21 protein-coding genes are annotated in these 24006 nt (G+C 62.3%); all 21 read left to right on the forward strand.

Annotated elements, in window-relative coordinates; translation table 11 throughout:
* The first annotated feature begins 16 nt into the window (after positions 1-16).
* The 21 genes from HY896_04685 to pyrR all read left to right on the forward strand — a co-directional run bounded on the left by HY896_04685 (position 17) and on the right by pyrR (position 24005).
* Positions 17-1333: a hypothetical protein gene (locus tag HY896_04685; GenBank protein ID MBI5575641.1), complete on the forward strand. Its 1317-nt coding sequence runs from the start codon at positions 17-19 to the stop codon at positions 1331-1333.
* Between the two features lie 4 nt (positions 1334-1337).
* Positions 1338-1688 carry a septum formation initiator family protein gene (locus HY896_04690; GenBank protein MBI5575642.1) on the forward strand — a complete coding sequence of 117 codons (351 nt, stop codon included), beginning with the start codon at positions 1338-1340 and terminating at the stop codon, positions 1686-1688.
* Positions 1642-3777: a sensor domain-containing diguanylate cyclase gene (locus tag HY896_04695; GenBank protein ID MBI5575643.1), complete on the forward strand. Its 2136-nt coding sequence runs from the start codon at positions 1642-1644 to the stop codon at positions 3775-3777. Before HY896_04690 ends, HY896_04695 begins: the two co-directional genes overlap by 47 nt.
* Positions 3778-3868: 91 nt before the next feature.
* The gene (locus tag HY896_04700; GenBank protein MBI5575644.1) at positions 3869-4072 is read left to right on the forward strand and encodes a cold-shock protein; all 204 of its coding nucleotides are present in this window, start codon (positions 3869-3871) and stop codon (positions 4070-4072) included.
* A gap of 91 nt (positions 4073-4163) precedes the next feature.
* The gene (locus tag HY896_04705) at positions 4164-5828 is read left to right on the forward strand and encodes an arginine--tRNA ligase (protein ID MBI5575645.1); all 1665 of its coding nucleotides are present in this window, start codon (positions 4164-4166) and stop codon (positions 5826-5828) included.
* The gene (locus HY896_04710; GenBank protein MBI5575646.1) at positions 5825-6496 is read left to right on the forward strand and encodes an SPOR domain-containing protein; all 672 of its coding nucleotides are present in this window, start codon (positions 5825-5827) and stop codon (positions 6494-6496) included. The genes HY896_04705 and HY896_04710 overlap by 4 nt, the downstream gene beginning before the upstream one ends.
* A gap of 5 nt (positions 6497-6501) precedes the next feature.
* Positions 6502-7992, forward strand: coding sequence for an anthranilate synthase component I (gene trpE / locus HY896_04715; GenBank protein ID MBI5575647.1), 1491 nt, complete (start codon positions 6502-6504; stop codon positions 7990-7992).
* On the forward strand, positions 7989-9611 hold the full coding sequence (locus HY896_04720) for a bifunctional anthranilate synthase component II/anthranilate phosphoribosyltransferase (GenBank protein ID MBI5575648.1): 1623 nt from the start codon (positions 7989-7991) through the stop codon (positions 9609-9611). The genes trpE and HY896_04720 overlap by 4 nt, the downstream gene beginning before the upstream one ends.
* Before the next feature lie 6 nt (positions 9612-9617).
* Positions 9618-10412 carry an indole-3-glycerol phosphate synthase TrpC gene (gene trpC, locus HY896_04725; GenBank protein MBI5575649.1) on the forward strand — a complete coding sequence of 265 codons (795 nt, stop codon included), beginning with the start codon at positions 9618-9620 and terminating at the stop codon, positions 10410-10412.
* A 16-nt stretch (positions 10413-10428) separates the two neighbouring features.
* Positions 10429-11787, forward strand: coding sequence for a TrpB-like pyridoxal phosphate-dependent enzyme (locus tag HY896_04730; GenBank protein MBI5575650.1), 1359 nt, complete (start codon positions 10429-10431; stop codon positions 11785-11787).
* Between the two features lie 3 nt (positions 11788-11790).
* A complete protein-coding gene (locus tag HY896_04735; GenBank protein MBI5575651.1) occupies positions 11791-12429 on the forward strand; it encodes a phosphoribosylanthranilate isomerase in 639 nt (212 codons plus the stop codon).
* Positions 12413-13630: a tryptophan synthase subunit beta gene (trpB, locus tag HY896_04740; GenBank protein MBI5575652.1), complete on the forward strand. Its 1218-nt coding sequence runs from the start codon at positions 12413-12415 to the stop codon at positions 13628-13630. Before HY896_04735 ends, trpB begins: the two co-directional genes overlap by 17 nt.
* Entirely contained in the window at positions 13617-14411 is a 795-nt protein-coding gene (locus tag HY896_04745) for a tryptophan synthase subunit alpha (protein ID MBI5575653.1), read from the forward strand. Before trpB ends, HY896_04745 begins: the two co-directional genes overlap by 14 nt.
* Positions 14412-14416: 5 nt before the next feature.
* Positions 14417-15265 (forward strand): acetyl-CoA carboxylase carboxyltransferase subunit beta, encoded by an 849-nt coding sequence (locus HY896_04750; protein MBI5575654.1) that lies wholly within the window; start codon positions 14417-14419, stop codon positions 15263-15265.
* Complete coding sequence (locus tag HY896_04755) at positions 15262-16581, forward strand: hypothetical protein (GenBank protein MBI5575655.1); 1320 nt, start codon at positions 15262-15264, stop codon at positions 16579-16581. Before HY896_04750 ends, HY896_04755 begins: the two co-directional genes overlap by 4 nt.
* Positions 16581-18767 carry an LPS-assembly protein LptD gene (locus HY896_04760; GenBank protein ID MBI5575656.1) on the forward strand — a complete coding sequence of 729 codons (2187 nt, stop codon included), beginning with the start codon at positions 16581-16583 and terminating at the stop codon, positions 18765-18767. Before HY896_04755 ends, HY896_04760 begins: the two co-directional genes overlap by 1 nt.
* Positions 18768-18772: 5 nt before the next feature.
* The gene (gene rfbD / locus HY896_04765; GenBank protein ID MBI5575657.1) at positions 18773-19681 is read left to right on the forward strand and encodes a dTDP-4-dehydrorhamnose reductase; all 909 of its coding nucleotides are present in this window, start codon (positions 18773-18775) and stop codon (positions 19679-19681) included.
* Complete coding sequence (locus HY896_04770) at positions 19681-20619, forward strand: NAD-dependent epimerase/dehydratase family protein (protein MBI5575658.1); 939 nt, start codon at positions 19681-19683, stop codon at positions 20617-20619. Before rfbD ends, HY896_04770 begins: the two co-directional genes overlap by 1 nt.
* A 2-nt stretch (positions 20620-20621) precedes the next feature.
* Complete coding sequence (gene lepA / locus HY896_04775; protein MBI5575659.1) at positions 20622-22421, forward strand: elongation factor 4; 1800 nt, start codon at positions 20622-20624, stop codon at positions 22419-22421.
* Positions 22422-22482: 61 nt separating this feature from the next.
* Positions 22483-23154 (forward strand): signal peptidase I, encoded by a 672-nt coding sequence (lepB, locus tag HY896_04780; protein ID MBI5575660.1) that lies wholly within the window; start codon positions 22483-22485, stop codon positions 23152-23154.
* A gap of 290 nt (positions 23155-23444) precedes the next feature.
* Complete coding sequence (gene pyrR / locus HY896_04785; protein ID MBI5575661.1) at positions 23445-24005, forward strand: bifunctional pyr operon transcriptional regulator/uracil phosphoribosyltransferase PyrR; 561 nt, start codon at positions 23445-23447, stop codon at positions 24003-24005.
* Position 24006 lies beyond the last annotated feature (1 nt).

A 24006-nucleotide genomic window follows, 5' to 3' on the forward strand; every position in this document is an offset into this window, starting at 1 on the left:
TCCCCCGGCCGATTTCATGAGCGCCGCGTCCGGAAAGAGAGATCCGCCAGGTGAACCCCTGCCGGACGGCGCGTCGATAGGCGTCATCGGAGCGGGCCCCGCCGGCTCTTTTTTCGCTCTCCACCTGCTGAATTTTCTTTCCGCCGACGGGCGGACCGCACGCATCACGCTGATCGACAGGAAGACATTCTCTTCATCGGGGCCGTCGGGCTGCAATATGTGCGCGGGCGCGATCGGCGCCGCCATGGTGAAAAAGATCGCCGCCCTCTCGCTGCCTCTGGAAGGGAAGGTGATCCGAAGGATCGCCGACGGGTACGAAATCCACGGCAGAGACGTGGCCGTCACGGTCCGCCATCCGGACAGGGGCGAGATATACACCGTTTTCCGTGGGGGAGGGCCGGTGGCGCCCCGCCCCGATGCGAAGAGCTTCGACCAGTTCCTGCTGGACGCGGCGGTGGCGAGAGGCGCGGAATTCATCCATGATCGCGTGGAAAGAATCGAAAAGATTCCGTCCGGCTACAGGCTGGCATTCACGGGAGGGGCGGTAAGGGATTTCGATTTCCTGGTGGGGGCGTTCGGCGTAAACAGCACGGTTTCCAGGATGCTTCGCATCGGCTATGCGCCGCCTGCCACCTGGCATACGGTGCAGGCCGAAATTCCCGCCAGCGACCGGTTCATCGTCGAGCGGCTGAAAAACCGGATCCATATCGTGCCTGGCCGCGGGAAGGGGATCAGGTTCCTCGCGATCACCCCGAAGGACGATTTCCTTACACTGACCGGGATCGGGGAGCACGTGAAGATCGGGGACCTGGAGAACGAAAGAAAGATAAATTCGTCGCTTGCTTCACTGCTTCCCGAGGATGCGAAAGTCGTTTGCCACTGCCACCCGCAGGCCCCCGTGGGCGTGGCGGAGCATCCGTTCGCCGAACGGGTGGCGATCATAGGAGACGCCTTCATATCGCGCTACCTTAAAAACGGGATCGAGTCGTCCCACGATACCGCGAGGATCCTTGCGAATGCCCTGGCGTTCCACGGGATCTCGGTTCCCGCGCTGCGCGAGCGCTTCCATCGTCCCTGCCTGGAACTGTTTCGTTATGATAATTTATGGGGCAGGCTGCTGCTGGGCGTCTACGAGAGCGTGCTGCGGAAAGGCCGCCTGTCCGACGCCTACCTGAGGATCGTCAATCGCGAAGCGGCGGAAGGCAACATGACCCAGGCGCGGATACTATGGTCGGTTTTCGCGGGGGACACCCCGTATCGCGAAATCGCCGGTGAAGCTTTCGCCGTAAGTACGCTCGTCGACCTGGTGCGGTTTCTGCCGCGGAGAGGATGAGAGAATGCAGCCGGAGCCGGGACCGCGCTGGAAGCCGCGAATTCCCTTCCTTGTTGCGGGCGGCATCGCCTTGTTGCTCCTCCTGTTTTCGCTGTTCCGGGAAATGGGGGTCGTCGGCACGTTGAAACTATACCGGACCCACCGCCAGGCCGTCGAGGAGAACGCGAAATTGCGGGAGGAGAACCGCCGCCTTCAGCAGGAAGTGGAGAAGCTCAGGACCAACGCTTCCTACATCGAAGAGATCGCTCGCAAGGAGCTCGGTCTCATCGGCGATAAAGAGAATGTCATCGTCCTCGATCAGAAAAAGGATGCCCCCGCGCCACCGCCCGCGAAAAAAGGATCCGGCCGTCCGTAGGCATATCATCCCGGCCGTTTCACTGGCGCACCTTTCGCTTTTTCTGCTCGCATGGAGATGGAGCGGCGGTTCGGGCCGGGCGGCGCTTCTTCCCGTTTCGGCAGCTGCGGCGTTCGCCGGACTCCTGGCGAGGGATTTCTTCACTTCGCGGCGGAAAGACCGCCTGCCCGACATACCCGCAATGCTGGCCTGGGGCGGGGCGGCACTGCTGGAAGCCGGAGTATGCTTCCCGGGATTTTCCGAAACCCGCATCGCCCCCGCGATCCTTTTTCCGTCCTTCGCCTGTTTCCTTCCTTCGATTCCGGCGGCTGCGTACGCGGCCCTCGCTTCCGCCTGGCTCCTTTTCTCTCCGGACGGAGAATGGCCTGCCGTCGTTCGGATCGCTTCCATCGCAGGTTTGGGCGTATTCGGAACATTCGCAGGACGGATCGCCAGGTCGAAAATACCTGGATCGCCGCAAATCGGAGGACCGATGGATGGCGGCATACGCGAAGCGCGTCCGGCGGAGGTTCCTTGGGAAAACGGGAAAGACGCCGAAGGGGATGCGGAATTTGCAGCGGAACGTGTGGGGTTGGTCCGATCCCGCGAAGATCTCATGGAGGGCGTTCTTAGGATACTGGAAGGCGTCCTTCCGGTCATCGGGGCGGAAAGGATACATTTCCTTTTTCCTTCACCCGGATCCGGGGGGTCGTTCCGCGTGGGGGCTTCGGCATTCCGCGGAGGGTGCAGGGGAGCGGAAAGCGGAGTCGTCTCCATACCGGGGGATTACATCCCCGTTCGCGAGGCGATGCTGTTGCGCCGGACGTTTATCGCCGAAGGCGAAGAAGCGGGAAAATGGCGGATCCCCCGCAGGGACGGCGAATCCGGCGTTCCGACAGGAGTGGCGGCGGCCCCGGTCCGTATCGGGGAGAAGGCCGAATGCGCGATCCTCGCTGTCCGGTTCGCCGAAGGCGGATGGGACGGGCCCGCAGGGCAGATTCTCGAAATGGCGGCCTTCCTCGCAGCGAGGGAACTTGCACGAGCGCGGCGGCAAAACCGGATGGACAGGTATCTTGCGGAGCAGGAAGGATTCCATCTGCTGGTCAGGAAGATCGCCGAGGTTTCGGAACGCAGGGAAGGAGAGGAGAGGGAGAGCATTTCAATGCGGAAGGAGGTGTACAAGGTTGCCGTGGAGCAGGCCCGCCGCCACCTTGACGCGGGACGCGTGCTCTTCGTGGAAGCATCTGCAGACGGCAGGCGCGGACGGATCGGCTGGGAAACGGGAGGGCTTCCGGGGGCGGGGGAAGAGTGGGTATCCCTCGATGGAACCTACGCCGAGTGGGTGCTGAAGCAGGGAGTTCACCGCATGTTCGGCGCCGATCACGGCTCTTCGGGAAGGCACCCCGTCCTCCCGCAGGCGTGGAGCGGAGATCAGGGAAGAGGATATCTTCTGGTTCCCGTCCCCGAGCCGGGAGGATTTCGAGGGATCCTTGCGTGCGAAGCCTGCGAGGGGCGGCGCTTCGAAGGGGAGGATGCGGAAGCTGCGAAGGACATCCTCGCCATAATGCGGATGGGGATCTCCCATGCCATGCGACTGGAGAACCTCGAGCGGGAAGCGAAGATAGACGGACTCACCGGGCTGCTGAACAGGAAAACTTTCCATGAGCGGCTAGTCAACGTCCTGTCGCGGATGGACGGCAGATATCCTTGCGCCGTGGTCATGCTGGATATCGATCATTTCAAAAGGATAAACGACACGTACGGGCATCCGGCGGGGGATGAAGTGTTGAGGAAAGTCTCCGGAGTCATAGGGAAGACGGTCAGGAAAGCCGACATGGCAGGCAGATACGGCGGTGAGGAATTCTCGATATACCTTCACAGCATAGACGAGGCTCACGCGGTCATGTTCTCCGAACGGTTGAGGCTCATCATACGGCAAACGAGGTTTGTATTCGGCGGGAAGGAAGTATTCGTAACGGCATCCATGGGGATCGCCTGCCATCCCGCGCACGGCATGACCGGAGAGGAACTGATGCGGCAGGCCGACGAGGCGCTTTACCTTTCGAAACAGGGAGGCAGGGACCGCACGACGGTATATATAAAACGTTGATTGGAATTATCCCCTTAATTATCAGGCACTTATTGACAATTCCCGACTCCCTGTGATACTTCATCCTTACATCTTTGACGGGGGTCGTGCCATGAAGGGAGCCGGAAAGGTGAAATGGTTCAATGAGACGAAAGGGTACGGTTTCATCGAGCAGGATGGCGGCAGGGATGTCTTCGTGCATTATTCGGTTATACGGATGGATGGGTACCGGACGCTGAAGGAAGGCCAGCAGGTCGAGTTCGAAGCCCGTGAAACTCCGAAGGGGCTTCAGGCTTCCGAAGTAATCTTCACATAGTCGGCGCGTTTACCTGCCGGCAGTTGACTTGCCCTCCGATGAGTAATAAAGTATCTACTTTATTACTTTTTTCCCGTTATCGAGGTTTTGCGTGGACGTACGAAAGGTCACGGAATCGCTCCTTCTTGCCGGAATAAAACGGAAATTGACGCAATGGGGGATCGAGCGGGACATCTCCTTTTCCGTCGAGATCCCGCGGCAGGAAGAACACGGGGATTTCTCGAGCAATGCCGCCATGCAGCTTGCGAAGCATGTGGGGAAGAAGCCCAGGGAGGTCGCCGCCGAACTCGTCGAGGCGATCCGCAGGGCGGACGAAAGCGGCTGGATCGCATCGCTGTCCGTTGCCGGTCCGGGATTCATAAACATTGTTCTTTCCGAAAACGCATGGAGGGAAGTGATCGCCACCGTCCTGCGTAAAGGCGAAAGGTTCGGGTCGTCGGACCAGGGAGAAGGTACGAAGGTGCTCGTCGAGTTCGTGTCGGCCAATCCCACCGGGCCGCTCCATGTGGGGCACGGGAGGGGTGCGGCGGTGGGAGATGCGCTGGCGAGGCTCCTTTCATTCGAGGGGTACCACGTCTCGACGGAATATTACGTGAACGACGTCGGCAACCAGATGGACAACCTCGGGCGATCGCTGTTCGCGAGATACCTCCAGGAGTGCGGCATGGACGCCGCACTTCCCGAAGACGGCTACCGGGGGGAATACCTCGCGGAGCTTGCGAGGGATTTCCGCAAGGAGGCAGGAGACCGATACAAGGATTCCACGGAAGAAGAAGCGCTCCCCGCATTCCGCAGGGAGGCGTGCGAGCGGATCCTCGACGGGATCCGGAAGGACCTCGAAGACTTCAGGGTGCGTTTCGACCTATGGTTCCGGGAAGAAAACCTTCACCGCGACGGAGACGTAAAGGGAGCGATCGACGATCTGCGGAAACGCGGGCTTCTTTACGAATCGGAGGGCGCGGTCTTCTTCAAGAGCGAGACGCACGGCGACGAGAAGGACCGCGTGCTCGTCCGCGCAGACGGCAGGACCACCTACTTCGCGGCGGACGTCGCGTATCACCGGCAAAAGTACCTGAGGGGCTATTCGCGGATGATCGACATCTGGGGAGCGGACCATCATGGATACGCCCCGAGGATCCTGGCGTCGATGCGCGGGCTCGGGCTCGACGACAACCTGCTGGAGATCCTCCTCGTCCAGTTCGTGACCCTTATAAGGGAAGGGAAGGCGGTCCAGATGTCCACTCGCTCGGGGGAGTTCACGACGCTCCGGGAGGTGCTGGACGAGGTGGGGACCGACGCGGCGCGTTTCTTCTACCTGCTGAGGAGCTTCCACTCACACCTGGATTTCGACCTTACCCTGGCGAAGACCCAGTCGAGCGAGAACCCGGTATATTACATCCAGTATGTGCATGCCCGGATCTGCAGCATCTTCAGGGAAGCCGCCGCGCGTGGAATCGACCAGTGCGACCGTCCGCACCTTTCTTCCCTGACGCTTCCCGATGAAGTGGGGTTGATGAAAAAGGTGGCGAGGTTCCCCGATGTGGTGTCGGAAGCGGCGCGGCAACGTGAGCCCCACAGGATTCCGTTTTACCTCCTCGAACTGTCCCGGGAGTTCCACGGTTTCTACCAGAACCACCGGTTTCTCGGCGAGACGCCCGAGCGGACGCAGGCGAGGCTTGCGCTGGCGAAATCGGTGCGGACGGTCGTGGCCACGGGGCTTTCGTTGATAGGCGTCTCCGCGCCGGAGCGCATGTGAAATATCTGTACAATAAGAGAGGGCGCCGCTGGGGGGGCGGAGAGAGGAATACCTTCGCGTTTTTCGCAGTGGGCGCTTTCGCCGCGCTGATCGTCGTTTTCGTTATCGGCCTGCAGGTAGGCAGGGTCATCGAGAAGAACGCGGTTTCAGCCGAGGGCCGGCAGGGAAAAGGCGCCGCGCCCGCGCAGGCTTCGCAGGGATCGCCGCCGCGGGCGGAGGCGAACGATATCGGGAAGAAACTTGGGGCTTTTTCGGAGGAAGCCGTAAAGGTTCCGGTCGTGCCGCCGCCCGATGCGAAAACGACGATGGGGGACGTGGAAAAACGCCTCACGTTCCAGGAGACGCTTGCACGGAAAGAGGCGGGGCCCGTGCCTCTCGTGGCCCCGGCGCAGAAGGACGATGCGGCCGAACAGAAGAAGGCGGAAGCCGGCCGGAAGAAATACGTCGTGCAGGCGGGTTCTTTCCGCGAGAAGGGGAAGGCCGAATCGTTCCGCAAGCGGCTGGCGAAGGCGGGGTATTCCGTCAGGCTCGCGAAGGGGGCGGGGAAGAACCGCGAAAGGTACTTCCGCGTACTGGTCGGCCCGTACGCGGAGCGTGAAGCCGCGAGGAAAGCGATCGAAAAGCTGAAGGGGGAAATGCAGGTGGATGCGCGCCTGCTGCCGGGGTGAACCGTATGAATATCCGTCCCGCCAAGGAAGAGTTCCGTTCCCACGCCCGCGAATACACGGTCCTCCCCGTCTGGGAGGAGTTCCACGCGGACCTGGAAACTCCGGTTTCGGCCTACCTGAAGATCGCGGCCCGTTTCCCGGACGACCATTTCCTTCTGGAAAGCGTCGAGGGAGGTGAGAAGTGGGCGAGATATTCCATCATCGGCTTCGACCCGTATCTCCGCTACTGCGCGTCCGGCGGCAAGGTCTCGATCCGGAAAGGCGGAGAAGAAAGGGTGCTTCCGGCCGAAGGAGATCCGCTTCGGGAACTGGCGGGAATAATTTCGGGGATACGGTACCGGCATGAGGAAGGGCTCCCGCGGCTGTCCGGCGGCGCGGTCGGATTCCTCGGATACGACTACGTGCGGAGCATCGAGCGCATCCCCGACACCCACGCTTCGGACGGAACGCCGGATGCCCAGTTCCTTTTCCCTTCCAGGCTGGTGATTTTCGACAACGTGAAACACACTATCCTGATCGTCGCGCACGGAGAGGTTTCGGGGGCCGCGGATGCGGACGCCGCCTACGAACGGTGCCGCCGCGCGGTCGGCGAAGTCCGCGAAATCCTCCAGGGGCCGTTGCCGTGGTCGGAGATCCCGGAAGGGCAAAAGGCCACCGGCCCGTTCTTCGAGGCTCCGAAGGAGAAGTTCCTCTCCGCGGTCCGGAAGGCGAAAGAGTATATCCGTGACGGGGAGATCATCCAGGCCGTCCTGTCGAACCGCGCGCGGGTCCCGACGGGGCGGACCCCTTCCGAAGTGTACCGGGTGCTGCGCGCCCTGAATCCCTCTCCGTACATGTACCTGCTCCGGTTGGGGGACCTTTCCATCGTCGGCTCGTCGCCGGAAATCCTGGTCAGGCTGGAGGGGGGCCTCGTGCAGCTTCGGCCCATCGCCGGCACAAGACCGCGCGGTGCGGCCCCCGAGGAAGACCGGCGGCTGGAAGCGGACCTCCTGTCCGACCCGAAGGAGATAGCGGAACACGTCATGCTGGTCGACCTGGGGCGCAACGACGTCGGAAGGGTCGCCGAGTGGGGTACTGTGAAAGTGGACGAACTCATGGCGGTGGAGCGGTATTCCCACGTGATGCACATCGTATCCAATGTCGTGGGCAGGCTCCGCGAAGGCCAATCGGCTTTCGACGTGCTGCGAGCCACCTTCCCCGCCGGGACGGTCACGGGCGCGCCCAAGGTGCGGGCCATGGAGATCATCGAGGAACTGGAGCCGTTCCGGCGCGGCGTCTACGCGGGATCGGTAGGGTATTTCGATTTCAATGGAGGGATGGATTTCTGCATCACCATCCGCACGATAGTGATGCGGAACGGGGAGGCCATGATACAGGCGGGCGCAGGGATCGTCGCCGACTCCGACCCGGAGAGGGAATGGCAGGAAATCCGAAGCAAGGCCCGCATCCTGTTCCGGGCAATCGGCGTAGATGACGGAGAGGAGGCATCCTCTTGATAGCGGTCATCGACAATTACGATTCGTTTACCTACAACCTGGTCCAGTACCTGGGAGAACTTGGAGCGGACGTCCGGGTCTTCCGCAACGACGGGATTTCGGTGGCGGACCTCGCCGGGATGAACCCTTCCGGCATTCTCGTATCTCCCGGTCCGGGCGGGCCGGATGACGCTGGGATTTCACTGGAGGCCATCCGCGCATTTTCTGACAAGGTCCCCATCCTCGGAGTGTGCCTCGGGCACCAGTGCATCGGCCAGGCATTCGGCGGGAAGATCGTCCACGCACAGGCGCTCATGCACGGTAAGACTTCCAAGATCCGCCACAACGGAAAAGGGATCTTTTCCCTCATAGAAAACCCGATGACGGCCACGAGGTACCATTCGCTCGCGATCGACCGGTCCTCGCTTCCCGCCGAGCTGGAGGTGTGCGCGGAATCGGAGGACGGCGAAATCATGGGCGTACGGCACGTTTCCCGCCCGATCTTCGGTGTCCAGTTCCATCCCGAGTCGATCCTGACGCAGTACGGCATGCGGATCCTGGAGAATTTCCTGTCTCTCATCGATCCGAGGCAGCCGGTGCTGCGCTGTTTCGGCAATATCCGCGAGGCTATTTCGGAGGTGGCGGCGAAGAAGAACCTCACCGCCGACGGGATGAGGGACGCGATGTGGATGATCATGGGAGGGGAGGCCACGCCGGCCCAGATCGCCTCCTTCCTTTCCTGCCTCGCGATGAAAGGCGAGACGACGGCGGAGATCGCCGCCGCCGCCGGTGTGATGCGGCAGAAGGCGATCCGGATCAGGACGGCCCCCGGCGATGACGTTCTGGATACCTGCGGGACGGGAGGCGACCGTGCTGGGACATTCAACATATCCACAACCGTGGCGTTCGTCGCCGCCGGCGCGGGCATAAGGGTCGCGAAGCACGGCAACCGGTCCGTAACGAGCCGCGCGGGAAGCGCCGATGTGCTTGAAGCGCTCGGTATGGACCTTGCTGCTTCCGCCGAGAAGGTGCAGAAGTCGCTGGACACGGCGGGGATCACATTCATGTTCGCGCCCAAGTTTCATGCGTCGATGAAGTACGCGATAGGACCTCGGCGTGAAATCGGCATCCGCACGATCTTCAACATCCTCGGACCCTTGAGCAATCCGGCGGAAGCGAACTGCCAGGTTGTCGGCGTCTACAGCGAGGAGCTCGGCGAAGTATACTCCGGCGTCCTTGCGGAGCTGGGACTAAAGAGGGCATTCGTCGTCCACGGCACCGACGGGCTGGACGAGGTGACGCTGGGGGCGCCATCCATAGTGTGGGAAGTGGGAAGCGGGAAAGTAAAGCGCTACCTTTTCGACCCGAGGTCCGCCGGGTTCGATTACGTCCCGATGCAGGAGCTGAAAGGCGGAGATGCCGCGACCAACGCCGGAATCCTTTCAGGGATACTTTCGGGCGCGGCCGGCCCCGCCCGCCAGGCGGTGTTGTTGAACGCCGCGTTCGCCATCGTCGCAGGAGGGATGGCGGAGAACGTCAGGGAAGGGGTGGAGAAAGCGAAGAAGTCGATCGATTCGGGCGCCGCGACGGCCCGGCTGAAGGCATTCCTTGAAGTGTTGGGGCGCAAGGAGGCTCGCTGAGATCGAATGGCGTCGTTCCTGGACAAGATCCTTCCGGGCGTGCGGGAGGAGCTCGCGAAGAGAAAGGCGGCAGAACCGATTTCTTCCGTCATGGCGCGGGCGAAGGAGAACCGCAACCGCCGCGATATAAGGGATCGCCTGGGAAACGGACCGGGCATAATCGCGGAGATCAAGCGGGCTTCACCGTCCCGCGGATGGATCCGGAAAGATCTTCACGCGGCTGAAACCGCGCGTGCTTATGCCGAAGGAGGCGCTTGCGCCATTTCCGTTCTGACGGAAGGCCGTTATTTCGGCGGCTCTCTCGACGACCTGTCGGCCGCGAGCACGTCCTGCGGGACAGTGCCCGTTCTACGGAAGGATTTCGTGCTGGACGAGTACATGGTCGCGGAGTCACGGGCCTGCGGCGCCGACCTTGTCCTGCTGATCGTAGCGGTGCTGGGGAACGAGACGGGCCGGCTTGCCCGCGAGGCCGCTACCTTCGGCATGGAGGCGCTCGTCGAGGTGCACGACGAAAAGGAACTGGAAATGGCGGCGGCATGCGGGGCCGCGCTCATCGGGATCAACAACCGGAACCTTGCGACCCTGCGGGTGGACCTCGAAACTTCCCGGCGGCTTCTCCCCATGGTCCCGGGAAACGCCGTGAAAATCGTGGAAAGCGGAATCGGTTCCCCCGCGGAGATCGCGGAATTTTCCTCCATGGGGGCGGACGCGTTTCTCGTGGGCGAAACGCTCGTAAGGGCAGGAAACCCGGCGGCGGCTATCCGCACGCTCCGGGGATATCGGACTCCCGCGAAAGGATAAGCGAAGGAGCATGTCCGTGGAAACGAAGATCGTGCTGAAGGATTCGGAAATCCCGAAGACCTGGTATAACATCCTTGCGGACATGCCGAACCCTCCCGCGCCGGTGCTGCACCCCGGGACGGGGAAACCCGTCACTCCGGACGACCTGCTTCCCCTCTTCCCGATGTCGATCATCGAGCAGGAAGTTTCAACGCAGAGGTTCATTCCCATTCCGGAAGAGGTGAGAAAGGTATACGCATTATGGCGCCCCACGCCGATGTACCGCGCCAGGCGCCTCGAAGCGGCGATCGGGACCCGCTCCCGCATCTATTACAAGTACGAGGGGACCAGTCCGGCGGGAAGCCACAAGCCGAACACTTCCATCCCGCAGGCGTACTTCAACAGGATGGCGGGCAGGAAGCGCATCGCGACGGAGACGGGAGCGGGGCAGTGGGGCTCCGCGCTCGCGCTGGGCGCATCGTTCTTCGGCCTGGAAGCGAAGGTGTACATGGTGAGGGTGAGCTACAGCCAGAAACCGTACCGCAGGATGCTGATGGAGTCCTATGGTGCGACGGTCGTCCCGTCTCCGAGCCCGGATACGCAAAGCGGGAAGGCCATCCTCGCCGGAAATCCGGATTCCCCGGGCTCTCTTGGAATCGCCATAAGCGAGGCAGTCGAGGATGCGGCAACGCGCGAGGATACCAGCTATGCGCTCGGGTCCGTCCTGAACCACGTCCTTCTCCACCAGACGGTGATCGGGGAGGAATGCCGGGAACAGATGAAGATCGCGGGGGATTATCCCGACGTCGTCATAGCCTGCTGCGGGGGCGGAAGCAACCTCGCGGGGATCGGGTTTCCGTTCCTGCGGGACAAGTTCTCCGGGGCGAAGAATCCAAGGGTCGTCGCCGTGGAGCCCGCGTCCTGCCCCACGCTTACAAAGGGGATCTACGCTTACGATTTCGGGGATACTGCGAAGCTGACGCCGTTGGTCAAAATGTATACGCTGGGGCACGATTTCGTTCCGGCCGGGATCCACGCCGGTGGGCTGCGCTACCACGGTGATTCCCCGCTGGTCAGCCAGCTTTATCACGAAGGGCTGATCGAGGCGCAGGCCTATCCCCAGAACATGGTGTTCGAGAGCGCGCTCGCATTTTCACGGTCGGAGGGTATCCTGCCCGCGCCCGAATCGTCCCACGCCGTTCATTGCGCGATCGCCGAAGCGAAAAAGGCGGACGAGGAAGGGAAAGAGAAGGCCATCCTGTTCAACCTCAGCGGTCACGGGTTCTTCGACCTGGCCGCGTACGACGATTTCCTGGCGGGAAGGCTGACCGATCACGAGCATCCCGCGAGCGATATCCGGGAGGCGCTCGCGCGGCTGCCGCAGGTGGAGGAATAGGGTTTGAAGCTGTTCAGGATCAAGGTCTGCGGGGTGACTTCGGCGCAGGACGCGGCGCTGGCGGCTTCGTTGGGCGCCGACGCCGTCGGCATAAATTTCTACAAGGGATCGCGTAGGCACGTCCCTGTGTCGGAGGCCGCACCGATCGTCGCGGCTGTGCGAGGCAAGGCCGTTCCGGTGGCGGTGTTCGTCAACGAGCTCCCGGAAACTATCGAGAGCGTCTGCCGGCTTCTGAAGATCGATATGGTGCAGCTTTCAGGGCATGAGCCCCCGGCCGCGGCACGGAGGCTGAAATTTTTCCGGATCAAGGCGGTGCATCTTCGCGACGGCTCGGAACTGAACCTGTACGGGAAATACCCGTGCGAAGCGTTCCTGCTGGACACCTCCGTTCCGGGAGAGTTCGGGGGCACCGGAAAGCCGTTCGATTGGGGAAAGATCGAAGGAATGAAGCCCGGGAAGCCCTGGGTGCTTGCCGGCGGGCTTACACACGAGAACGTGGCGGCTGGGATAAAAACCTTGCATCCGGACGGTGTGGACGTGGCGAGCGGAGTCGAAGCGGCGCCGGGGAAAAAGGACCAGAATATGTTAAGGTCTTTCATTAATAATGCGAAGGAAGCATTTGAATATGCTCGAAAACATTAAGTACAAAATGCCGGATTCCTGCGGGCATTTCGGGCCTTTCGGGGGGCGGTACGTCGCCGAGACGCTCATGGCGGCCCTGATAGAGCTTGAAACCGCGTACGGGAAGGCTTCCTCCGACAGGGGGTTCTCGGCGGAGCTATCCGGACTGCTGCGTAATTATGCGGGGCGCCCCACCCCTCTGTACTTTGCGGGCAGGCTTACGGAGAAGGCAGGCGGCGCGAGGATTTACCTCAAGCGCGAGGACCTGGCGCATACCGGTTCCCACAAGATCAACAATACGCTCGGGCAGGGGCTACTCGCTCACCGAATGGGGAAAAGGCGGGTCATCGCGGAAACCGGCGCGGGACAGCACGGCGTGGCGACCGCCACCGTATGCGCGAAGCTCGGCATCGATTGCGCGGTTTACATGGGTTCGGAGGACGTACGGCGCCAGGAGTTGAACGTTTTCCGGATGCGGCTTCTGGGATCCGGGGTGATCCCCGTGGAATCCGGAAGCAAAACGCTTAAGGACGCCATGAACGAAGCGCTGCGGGATTGGGTCACCAACGTGCGAACGACCTATTACCTGATCGGCTCGACAGCCGGCCCGCACCCGTATCCCATGATGGTCCGCGACTTCCAGTCGGTAATAGGAAAGGAAACCCTGCGGCAGTTCCGCGCCGTGGAGGGCGGGCTGCCTTCCGCCGTCGTCGCCTGCGTAGGCGGAGGAAGCAACGCCATGGGGATCTTCACGCCGTTCATCCCGAAGAGGAAAGTCCGGCTGGTAGGCGTCGAGGCCGCGGGCCATGGCCTGTCCTCGGGGAAACACGGCGCGACGCTGTGCAGGGGGCGCGTCGGCGTCCTTCACGGAAGCAAGTCCTTCGTGATCCAGGACGACGACGGGCAGATCCGGGAGGCGCATTCCATTTCGGCAGGACTGGACTACCCCGGGGTGGGCCCGGAACATTCTTATCTTAAGTCCACCGGCAGGGCGAAATACGTATCCATTACGGACGAGCAGGCGCTGGAAGGGTTCGACCTCCTGTCGAGATACGAAGGGATACTTCCGGCGCTCGAGTCCTCGCACGCCCTCGCTTACGGCATCCGAATGGCGCGAAGCATGCGGCGGTCCGAGTCCGTCGTCATAAACGTGTCCGGCAGGGGGGACAAGGACATTACCATCCTTTCGGAGAGAATGGGGGGGGCGCATGTCGCGGATTGAGGAAGTTTTCGCGTCCCTCGCAAGACGAGGAGAAAAGGGCCTCGTGGTCTACCTGACGGCGGGGGACCCGGATGCCGGGTCATCGCTTGCATATCTTCGCGCGGCGGCGGACGGCGGAGCGGACATTCTCGAAGTGGGGATCCCGTTTTCCGACCCGATGGCAGACGGCCCGACGATACAGGCAGCCTCCCGGCGCGCCCTGGACGGCGGGATGACGGTTGACCGGGCGCTTTCCATGGTCCGGGACCTAAGGAAAACCCATCCGCTGCCCGTCGTACTGTTCGGTTACTACAATCCGTTTTTCAGCTACGGCGTGCGCCGTTTCTGCAAGGTTGCGAAGGCCTCGGGGGCGGACGGAACGCTCGTGGTCGACCTGCCGTACGAGGAAGCCGGGGAGATGGCGCCGGAAGCTCGGATGGCGGGGCTTGACTGGATTCCGCTGGCTTCGCCGACGAGCAGTCTCCCGAGGATACGCAAGGCTGTCGATTCCGGCTCCGGTTTCCTGTACCTTATTTCAGTGACCGGAATCACGGGGGCCAGGACGTCGCTGCCGGCCGATGTCGCCGCCTGGGCGAAGGCGGTGAAGTTGCGCAGCAGGCTTCCCGTCGCGGTGGGATTCGGCATATCCACGCCGGGAATGGCTCGCGGGGTTGCCGGATTTGCGGATGCGGCGGTCGTCGGGAGCGCCTGCGTGAAGATCGTGGAGAAGCACGGCGCGTCGCGCACCGGGCCGGAAGCGCTCAGGCGTTTCGTTCGGTCCCTCAAAAAGGAATTGAGGTGAATACGATGCCCATACGTCTTTTCCGAAGGAAGGACGAAAGCGAAAAGAAGATCAAGATCCCGGAAGGGATGTGGATCAAGTGCGACGCCTGCCTCGAGATCATCTACAAGCCCGAGGTCGAACGGAACCTGAACGTCTGCCCGAAGTGCAATTACCATTTCCGCATCCCGGCCATGGAGCGTCTGCGCGCCGTCGCCGACGAGGGGACCTTCCTGGAGTTCGGCGAGGACCTCGAGTCCGTGGACATGCTGACCTTCACCGACACGAAGAAGTACACGGACAGGCTGAAGGAAGCGAAGAAGAAAACGGGACGCAAGGAGGCGGTCATTACGGGATCGGCGAAGATCAACGGGATCGACGTCGTCCTCGCCGTCCTCGACTTCGAGTTCCTCGGCGGGTCGATGGGCTGCGTAGTTGGGGAAAAGGTCACCGCCGCCGCCGAGTCCGCGCTGGAGCTGTCCTTCCCCCTGATCGTTTTCAGCGCTTCCGGGGGCGCAAGGATGCAGGAAGGGGTCCTGTCGCTCATGCAGATGGCGAAGACGAGCGCCGCCCTCGCGCGGCTGGCCGACGCGCGCCTGCCGTTCATAAGCGTACTTACGGACCCAACGACGGGGGGAGTCGCCGCAAGCTTCGCCATGCTGGGAGACATCATAGTATCCGAGCCTGGCGCCCTTATCGGGTTCGCCGGGCCGCGGGTGATCGAGCAGACGATCAAGCAGAAACTGCCCGAAGGGTTCCAGAGGGCGGAGTTTCTCCTCGAACACGGAATGATAGACATCATCGTGGAGCGGACCCGCCTGAAGCCCACGCTTACCCAGCTGCTCCGCTTCATGACGGCATTCCCCGGGAAATGACCGGGGGCATCGCCCGTATCCCACAACGGTCTTCCGCCGGTGCGGCGGGCACGATCCGGCCGGGACTCGAGCGGATACGGGCGGCGTTCGAACTGACGGGCCACCCCGAGCGCTCCTTCCGCACCATTCATATCGCGGGGACGAACGGAAAAGGATCGACGGCTGCGTTCATCGAGGCGGTCCTTCGCAGGCTGGTCACAGGTCCGGTCGCGTTGTACACCTCCCCGCATCTCGTTTCTCCCGAGGAACGCATCCGGGTCGCCGGACGGAAGATCCCGGCGGAAGCGTTGAGCCGCACCTTGCGGAAGGCGTCCGCCCTTTCCAGGGCCATGGGACCGGAAAGCGCTCCTCCGGCATCCTGGTTCGAGGAGATGACCTGGGCCGCCTGCGACTGGTTCCGGAAGTCGAAAGCGGCCGTCGTGGTCATGGAGGCGGGTCTGGGAGGACGCTGGGACGCGACGAACGCCTGCAACCCTGCCGTTTCCGTGATAACCACCGTGGGGATCGACCATAGTGAATGGCTGGGGGGCACTTTGCGGGAGATCGCAGGGGAAAAGGCGGAAATCATTCGGCGCGGGATCCCCGTCGTGATCGGCGCGCTCCGCCGTATCCCGCGGGGCGTCGTGATCCGCAAGGCGGAAGAGATGGAATCCCCGGTTTGGGAGCTGGGAAGGGATTTCCGGTGGGAGGAATTCGGCCGGGACAGGATTCGGGTCCGCCTGCCTGGAGCCGAAGTACCCGCAGCCCGGCTGTCGATGGCAGGCGTTTTCCAGCGTGACAATGCCGCCATTGCGTGCGCCGCCGCATGGCGATGGGCTTCCGCTTCCGGGGTGGATCCGGGCGACTTCGCGATAGCAGCGAGAGAGGGCATGGAATCCGCAAAATGGCCGGGGCGTTTTTCCCCTTTGCCCGGGCGCGGCAACGCCGGAGCATGGGTGGACGGTGCGCATAACCCGGATGCGGCGAGGGCGCTGGCAAGGGAACTTCGCGCCCGCAAGGCGGTGAACGAAGCCGCGCGGATCATCGCCCTTTGGAGCATGCTGCGCGACAAGGACATTTTCGGGTTCCTGAAAGAACTGCGTGGAACGGTGGACGGGTGGGTCGTATTCCCGATGGAACACGAGCGCGCGGCATCCCTCGATGAGCTTTCCGGCGCCTGCCGGCGGATCGGTTGCGCATTCCGGGCTGCGGAAAACTTCGATGACGGATGGACGGAAGCGAGGAAGTGGGCGCGCCGTGGGGGATTGGTGATCGTGTGCGGCTCACTCGTTGCCGTGGGGGAAGCATACCGCAGCAGGGTGGGGGAAATCCCGTGATGCGCCTGCCGGCGGTAATCGCGGCGGCGGTCATCCTTGCCGCCTTGTCGGCGCCCGTCCGTGCGGCCAACCTCCTTCCCGGCGTCTTTAAATCCGGGACGAAGCAGGCCGCCGGGATAACGCTGGGCGGACCGGTGACGCTTAACGCCGACTCGCTTTCATACGACGAGGACACCGGGATCGCCGTGGCCGAGGGGAACGTCGAGATAGGGTTCGGGAACCGCTCCATCCGCGCGGACCGGATCCGGTACAATTCGGAAACAGGGGATGCCGAGCTGGTCGGGCGCGTGCATTACAAGGAAATGGGGGACGAATTCTCCTTCGACCGGATCGAATTGAACATAGGGACGGAACTCGGGGTGATGTACAACGGGAGCATCCGCCTCGCCACCAACAACTACCAGATCCAGAGCGAGAAGTTCGAGAAGATCGGCGCCCGGAAGTTCCGGATCAGGAAGGGGACGCTGACCACCTGCCCTTGCGATCCCGAGCCGGACTGGAAATTCGAGGTGAGGAGATCGGAAGTCACCATAGACGGGTACGCCGTGGGGAAGGACGTGACGTTCAAGATTCGGGGAAAGCCCGTCCTCTGGCTCCCCTGGGCGGCATTCCCCGTGAAGCTCACCCGTCAAAGCGGATTGCTCATGCCGAATTTCTCGCACAGCGGATCGAAGGGATATTCGTTCCAGCTCCCGTTCTACTGGGCGATATCGAAGTGGAGCGACGCCACTGTTACACTCGAACATATGAGCGACAGGGGTCTCCGCCCCGAAGTGGAGTACCGATACGCCTTGACTCCCTCCGCGGGGGGTGAGGCGCATTTCACGGCGCACCACGACAGAAAATTCGACGGCGACAGGTACCGCGTCTACGGCAAGAACGCTTACTGTAACGGCGACGGCTGGACCTCGAACGCGAAATGGGACTTCGTTTCGGACGATCCGTATTACGTCGACCTGGTGGACGAGGATATCCTGAGGACGGGAAGGCACGTGGCTTCCAGGGCGTTCATCGGCCGCGGATCCGGGGAAAACTACGGCGCGCTTTCCGCGTCGTGGGTCCAGGACCTTCAGGACGTCCCGGACGACAACACCGTTCAGCGGCTTCCCGAGGCGACGGCGGCCTTTCTTCCCCGGCCCGTGGGCTTCGGAGGCATCGAAGCCGGCGGCGAGATCGCGGCCGTTTTTTTCTACCGGCGCGCGGGCGACCGTGAACTTCGCGGCAGAAGCTACGCCGAGCTGAACCGGTCATTCAGGTTGCATCCCGGCGTCACGTTCACGCCCTTCCTGTTCCTGGATCTGCTGGGCTCCACGCCGACGACGGATGTATACGGTACCCGGAGCGGGGGAAGGGTCCTTCCCGGCGGCGGCGGTCATGTAGAGACCGATTTCCGCCGGACATTCGAAAGGGAGGACGGAAAGAGGCTGGTCCACCTGGTGCAGTCCGACGTCGCGTTCCGATTCGTCCCTTCCGTAAATCAGACCGATATACCGCTTACCGACCAATGGGCGCGCGTCACGGAACAGCGGCAGCTCACATTTTCGGTGACACAACGGCTGCTGCGCCTGGGCGGCGCCGACAATGCGGCCCAGGGCGGCACGGACAACGTCACCGGGCCGTACGAGCTGGCATCGCTTGCCCTGGAATGGGCGCTGGAGCTTGGGGAGAGGGAGCCTACCGGTTCGCCTTATCTTGATCCCCTCTCGCCGTTCGTAAGGTCGCTGCGCGACCAGATCGACGTCGCGGCGGGAAGGATCGGGCGGCAGCGCGAGGCGGCTTCCGACGTCTTTGCGAGGTTCCAGGTCCGTCCCTCCCCGCCCTGGACGCTGACCGGCGAGACCCTGTTCGACACGGGGCGAGGAAATTTCACGCTGGCCGCGCTGGGAGCGGAGTGGAAGCGCTCCGCCGACCACAGGGCGTCGCTGGAGTACCGCATATCGCGGGACCTCGCTGAGGACCTGAACGGACAGTTCGCCGTCCGTCCCGTCAGGTCATTGGGATTGAAGACGACCATGAATTATTCCATCAGGGAGGCCCGGTTGGCCGAGGGGACCGCGACCCTGACGGTGTATCCGCGCAGCGAATGCTGGAACGTGGGGATCGAGGCCGGCAGGAAGACGAGGCCTGACATCTCAAGCTACAAGCTCCTCTTCTCGCTCAGGGGCATCGGAACGCTGGGGAATTGACGGAGATGACGGATACGAACGAACGGGCGGTAGAGGCGCCGGGACAGGTTAAACGGCGGATGTTGATCACCGGGGGCAGCGGTCTGCTCGGAAAAGAGATTTTCGGCGTTTTCGAAGGCGACTACGACGTGCATGCCACGGACGTGAAGGATTGCGACGTCTCGAATCCCGTGGATTGCCGAAGGGTAATGCGAGAGTTCCGGCCGATGACCGTCGTGCATTGCGCAGCGTATACCGCGGTGGACCGGGCGGAAACCGAGGAGAAGCGCGCGTTCGCGGTGAACGCCGGGGGAACGAGGAACATTGCGCGTCAATGCAGGGAACAGGGCGCCCTGCTGGTGGCATACGGGTCGGATTACATATTCGACGGGAAATCCCGGCGACCCTATGCGGAAGACGACGAGGCGAACCCGCTCTCGGCATACGGCAGGACCAAGTGGGAGGCGGAAAAGGCGCTCCGGGAGGAAGCCCCCGACCACCTTCTTGTCCGGTCGCAGTGGCTATACGGGCCGCACGGCAGGAACTTCGTGTTCGCCGTGCTGGAAAAGGCCCGCAGGGGGGAAACGCTGCGCGTGGCGAACGACCAGACCGGCTGTCCGACGTTCGCGCGCGATCTCGCGGAGGCGACCCGCCGCCTCATCGATGCGGGGGCGCGGGGCACCTTCCATTTTTCGAACGAAGGGGAGACCACCTGGTACGGATTCGCCCGCTTTATCTTTGCGCACGCATGCTCCGGGCCGGTTTCCGTGGCGCCGGCCGTCGCCTCCGAACTGCCGTATCCGGCGCCGAGACCCGCCTATTCCGTGCTCGACAAGAGAAAGTACCGCGACGCTACGGGAGCGTTTCCGAGGCGTTGGGATGATGCCGTCCTTGAATTCATAAAAAAAACTTGCGAGAAAGGAGTGGCCTGGTAATGCGCATAATCGTCACGGGGGGAGCGGGGTTCATCGGTTCCAACATCGCCGACTCTTACGTAGCCGACGGGCATGAAGTCATGGTGATCGACAACCTGTCGTCGGGGAAAAAGGAGAACGTCCCTTCCGCCGCGCGCTTCGTCCTTTGCGACATCTCCTCCGACACCGCCGACGAGGCGGTCCGCACCTTCCGCCCGGAAATCATCAACCACCATGCCGCGCAGATAGACGTTCGCTCTTCAGTAAAGGACCCGCAGTTCGACGCGCAGGTGAACATCATCGGATCCATCAGGCTCCTGGAGGCCGCCCGCGTGCATGGAGCGAGAAAATTCATCTTCGCCTCTTCGGGAGGCGCCGGATACGGGGAGCAGGAGAAGTTTCCCGCAGACGAAAACCACCCCGTCCGGCCCCTCAGTCCCTACGGGGCCGCGAAGATGTCCGTTGAGCTGTACATGAACTTTTTCCGGGCGCAATACGGCCTGGAATACACCGCTCTCCGGTACGCCAACGTGTACGGTCCAAGGCAGGATTCCCACGGCGAAGCGGGGGTGGTCGCCATATTCGCCGAGCGTCTCCTGCGTGACCAGGCGGCAATCGTAAACGGCGACGGGGAACAGACCCGGGACTTCGTATTCGTGGGCGACGTGGTGCGCGCGAACCTGGCGGCGCTTTCCCGCGGAGACGGGAAGTCCATCAACATCGGCACCGGCGTGGAGACGAACATCAACACCGTCTTCCGCGCCCTTCGGGACCTATCGGGAAGCCGGCAGGAGGAGATCCACGGCCCGGGCATGCCGGGAGAGCAGCGCCGCTCATGCCTGGAGAACCTTATGGCGTCCGTCGAGCTGGGATGGTATCCTGAAACTCCGCTGGAGGAAGGTCTCGCCCGCACGCTGGAATTCTTCCGGGAAAAGATAAAAAACACCGGCACGTGGTAGGCATGCGCATAGAGCACATCCGAAATTTCTCCATCATCGCACACATCGACCACGGGAAATCCACGCTCGCCGACCGGCTCCTGGAGTTCACGGGAACGCTCACCGAGCGCGAGAAGGTCGACCAGTTCCTCGACAAGATGGACATCGAGCGGGAGCGGGGGATCACCATAAAGGCGCAGACCGTCCGGATGCGTTACCGCGCCAAGGACGGAAAGGAGTACGTCCTCAACCTGATCGACACGCCGGGGCACGTCGATTTCTCCTACGAGGTTTCGCGGAGTCTCTGCGCCTGCGAGGGGGCCGTCCTGGTCGTGGACGCTTCGCAGGGGGTGGAGGCCCAGACGCTGGCGAACGTCTACATGGCGCTGGAGCAGAACCTCGAGATCGTCACGGTGCTGAACAAGATCGATCTTCCGAACGCCGAGCCGGACCGGGTCAAGCGCGAGATCGAGGAAGTGATCGGGCTGGACACGGCGGACATCATCGAGGCGAGCGCGAAGAAGGGGACGGGAATCGAGGAGATCCTCGAGCGGATCGTCCGGAAGGTGCCGCCACCCTCGGGCGAGCCCGAGGCGCCTCCCAAGGCGCTGATCGTCGACTCCTGGTTCGACAACTACCAGGGAGTGGTGATCCTCGCCCGGATGTTCGAGGGGACGCTGCGGCCCGCGCAGAAGATCATCCTCATGTCGACGGGGAACGTCTTCGAGATCCAGAAGGTGGGGGTCTTCTGCCCCCATCCGAAGGAGGTCGAGTCGCTGGGCCCCGGAGAAGTCGGGTTCGTCATCGCCAACATCAAGGACCTCAATGAGACCAAGGTAGGCGATACCATCACCGATGCGAAGAACCGGGCGGCGGTACCCCTTCCGGGGTTCAAGGTCGTGCGGCCGATGGTGTTCGCCGGATTCTACCCCGTGATCTCCGATGAATACGGCCAGCTGCGCACCGCAATCGAGAAGCTCCGCTTGAACGACGCCTCTTTCACCGCGGAACCGGAAACCTCCGTTGCGCTGGGGTTCGGCTTCCGGTGCGGGTTCCTCGGCCTTCTCCACATGGAGATCGTGCAGGAACGGCTGGAACGGGAGTACGGGGTGGAACTCATCACCACGGCCCCCACCGTCGGATACCGGGCGGTGAAAATCGACGGGACCGTCGATTTGGTCGACAGCCCGGCGCGGCTGCCGGAGCCCCTGGAGCTGGACCACATCGAGGAGCCGGTCATACTGGCGACCCTCCATCTTCCATCGGAGCATCTCGGGGCGGTGCTCAAGCTTTGCGAGGAGCGACGCGGCGTCCAGCGCCAGATGAAGTTCGCATCCTCCAACCGGGTCATCCTGGAGTACGAATTGCCGTTGAACGAGGTCGTCCTCGACTTCTACGACCTGCTGAAGACCGCATCGCGAGGGTACGCGTCCATGGACTACGAATTCCTCGAGTTCCGGCGGTCCAACCTGGTGAAGCTCGACATCCTTCTTAACGGAGAAAAGGTGGACGCCCTGTCCCTGATCGTGCACAGGGACAACGCCTACCCGAAGGGGAGGGACGTGACGGAACGGCTCCGGAAGCTGATCCCCCGTCAGATGTTCGAGGTGGTGATCCAGGCGGCGATCGGATCGAAGATCATCGCCCGCGAGTCGATCCGGGCGATCCGGAAGAACGTCATCGCGAAATGCTATGGCGGAGACATAACCCGGAAACGGAAGCTGCTGGAAAAACAGAAGGAAGGGAAGAAGCGGATGAAGCAGGTCGGCACAGTCGAAATCCCGCAGGAAGCCTTCCTTTCGATCCTCAAGGTCAAGGAATAGTACTGGGATAAGTACTATGGTGAAGGAATAGTACTATGGAGATAAAAGAGGGAGCGTGTCAATGAAACCGACATCCATGCCGCCGATCGGGAAGGATCGGAAGGGGAAGGTACGGGAATACGCCGAGGCGTTCGCCGTCGCTCTCCTGATAGCGCTCGTGGTGCGCACGCTGGTGATCCAGGCTTTCAAGATCCCTTCCAGCTCCATGGAAAACACGCTCCTGATCGGCGATCACATCTTCGTGAACAAGTTCCTCTACGGCTATCACATCCCGTTCACCAAGGGACGGGTGCTGCAGTTCGGCAGCCCGAAGCGGGGCGACATCATCGTATTCGTGTTCCCCGAGGACCCGAGCAAGGATTTCATCAAGCGCGTCATCGGGGTGCCGGGGGACACCGTGGAGATCCGTCAAAAGAAGGTATTCATCAACGGGCACCCTGTCGAGGAACACTACACGCGGTTCGCCGACGGAAGCGCAATCGACAGCTTCGTGCGGGCCAGGGACAACCTTCCGCCGATCAAGGTGCCGCCCGGGAAGCTGTTCACGATGGGCGACAACCGCGACCGCTCATACGATTCGAGGTTCTGGGGCTACGTGGACATGGACGCGGTCATAGGGAAAGCCATGTTCATCTATTTTTCGATCGACTGGAGCCGCGGTGTCCTCTGGTCCGAGCCCTGGCGCTACCCCGAGCTGGTGCGCTGGAGCCGAATCGGGCAACTTCTTCACTAAGGATTGCAAGGCTACAGAGGAACGCCAGAGAAGCAGGCGCCTTCGGGGGACATTCCTGTATCCGGGATGAGGGAGAGTAATATCCCCCGCGTGGTGTCCCCCGCGTGGTTGACGCGGGAAGGATATTCGATTAGTATCGTTTCGGCCTTTTAAGCTAATCCCGCGAGGTTAGCAAAGGATGGATGGAATCTGACATCATGCCGCCTCCCCGAATCCAGGGGAGGTTTTTTTTTGGCGCCAGGCCAAATCCTTACAATCACGGTCGCGGCCGAAAGGGAGGGAAGTGCGCGATGAAGAAGGCGAGCAGGAAGGTGATACTGGACGCCAAGGGGATGGAGCGGGTCCTTTCGCGGCTTACCCACGAGATCCTGGAGAAGAACAAGGGGGCCGAGGAACTTGTGCTTGTCGGTATTATGTCCGGCGGCGTTCCTCTCTCCAGGTTCATAAAGGATAAGATCCGCGTCATAGAGGGTGTGGACGTTCCCGCGGGTTACGTCGATATCACGCTTTACCGGGACGATCTTTCGCGCGCAGGATACCAGCCGCGCCTGAAGCGCACCGAAATCCCGTTTTCGATCGATGAAAAGAAAGTCGTGCTTGTGGACGACGTGCTGTTCACCGGGCGCACGATCCGCGCGGCGATGGACGCCCTGATCGATTTCGGGCGCCCGAAGAACATCCAGCTCGCCGTGCTGGTCGACCGGGGCCACCGGGAGCTGCCGATCCGGGCCGATTACGTCGGAAGGAACGTTCCCACATCCCGCAGTGAAAACGTCGACGTCATGGTTCAGGGGGAACGAGAGGACTGGAAGGTCGTCCTCAAGGAATCCGCTCCTGAGAAGGGGGAATGAG

It is taken from the genome of Deltaproteobacteria bacterium, assembly GCA_016218975.1.
Taxonomy (GTDB): Bacteria; Desulfobacterota; Deferrimicrobia; order Deferrimicrobiales; family Deferrimicrobiaceae; genus JAENIX01.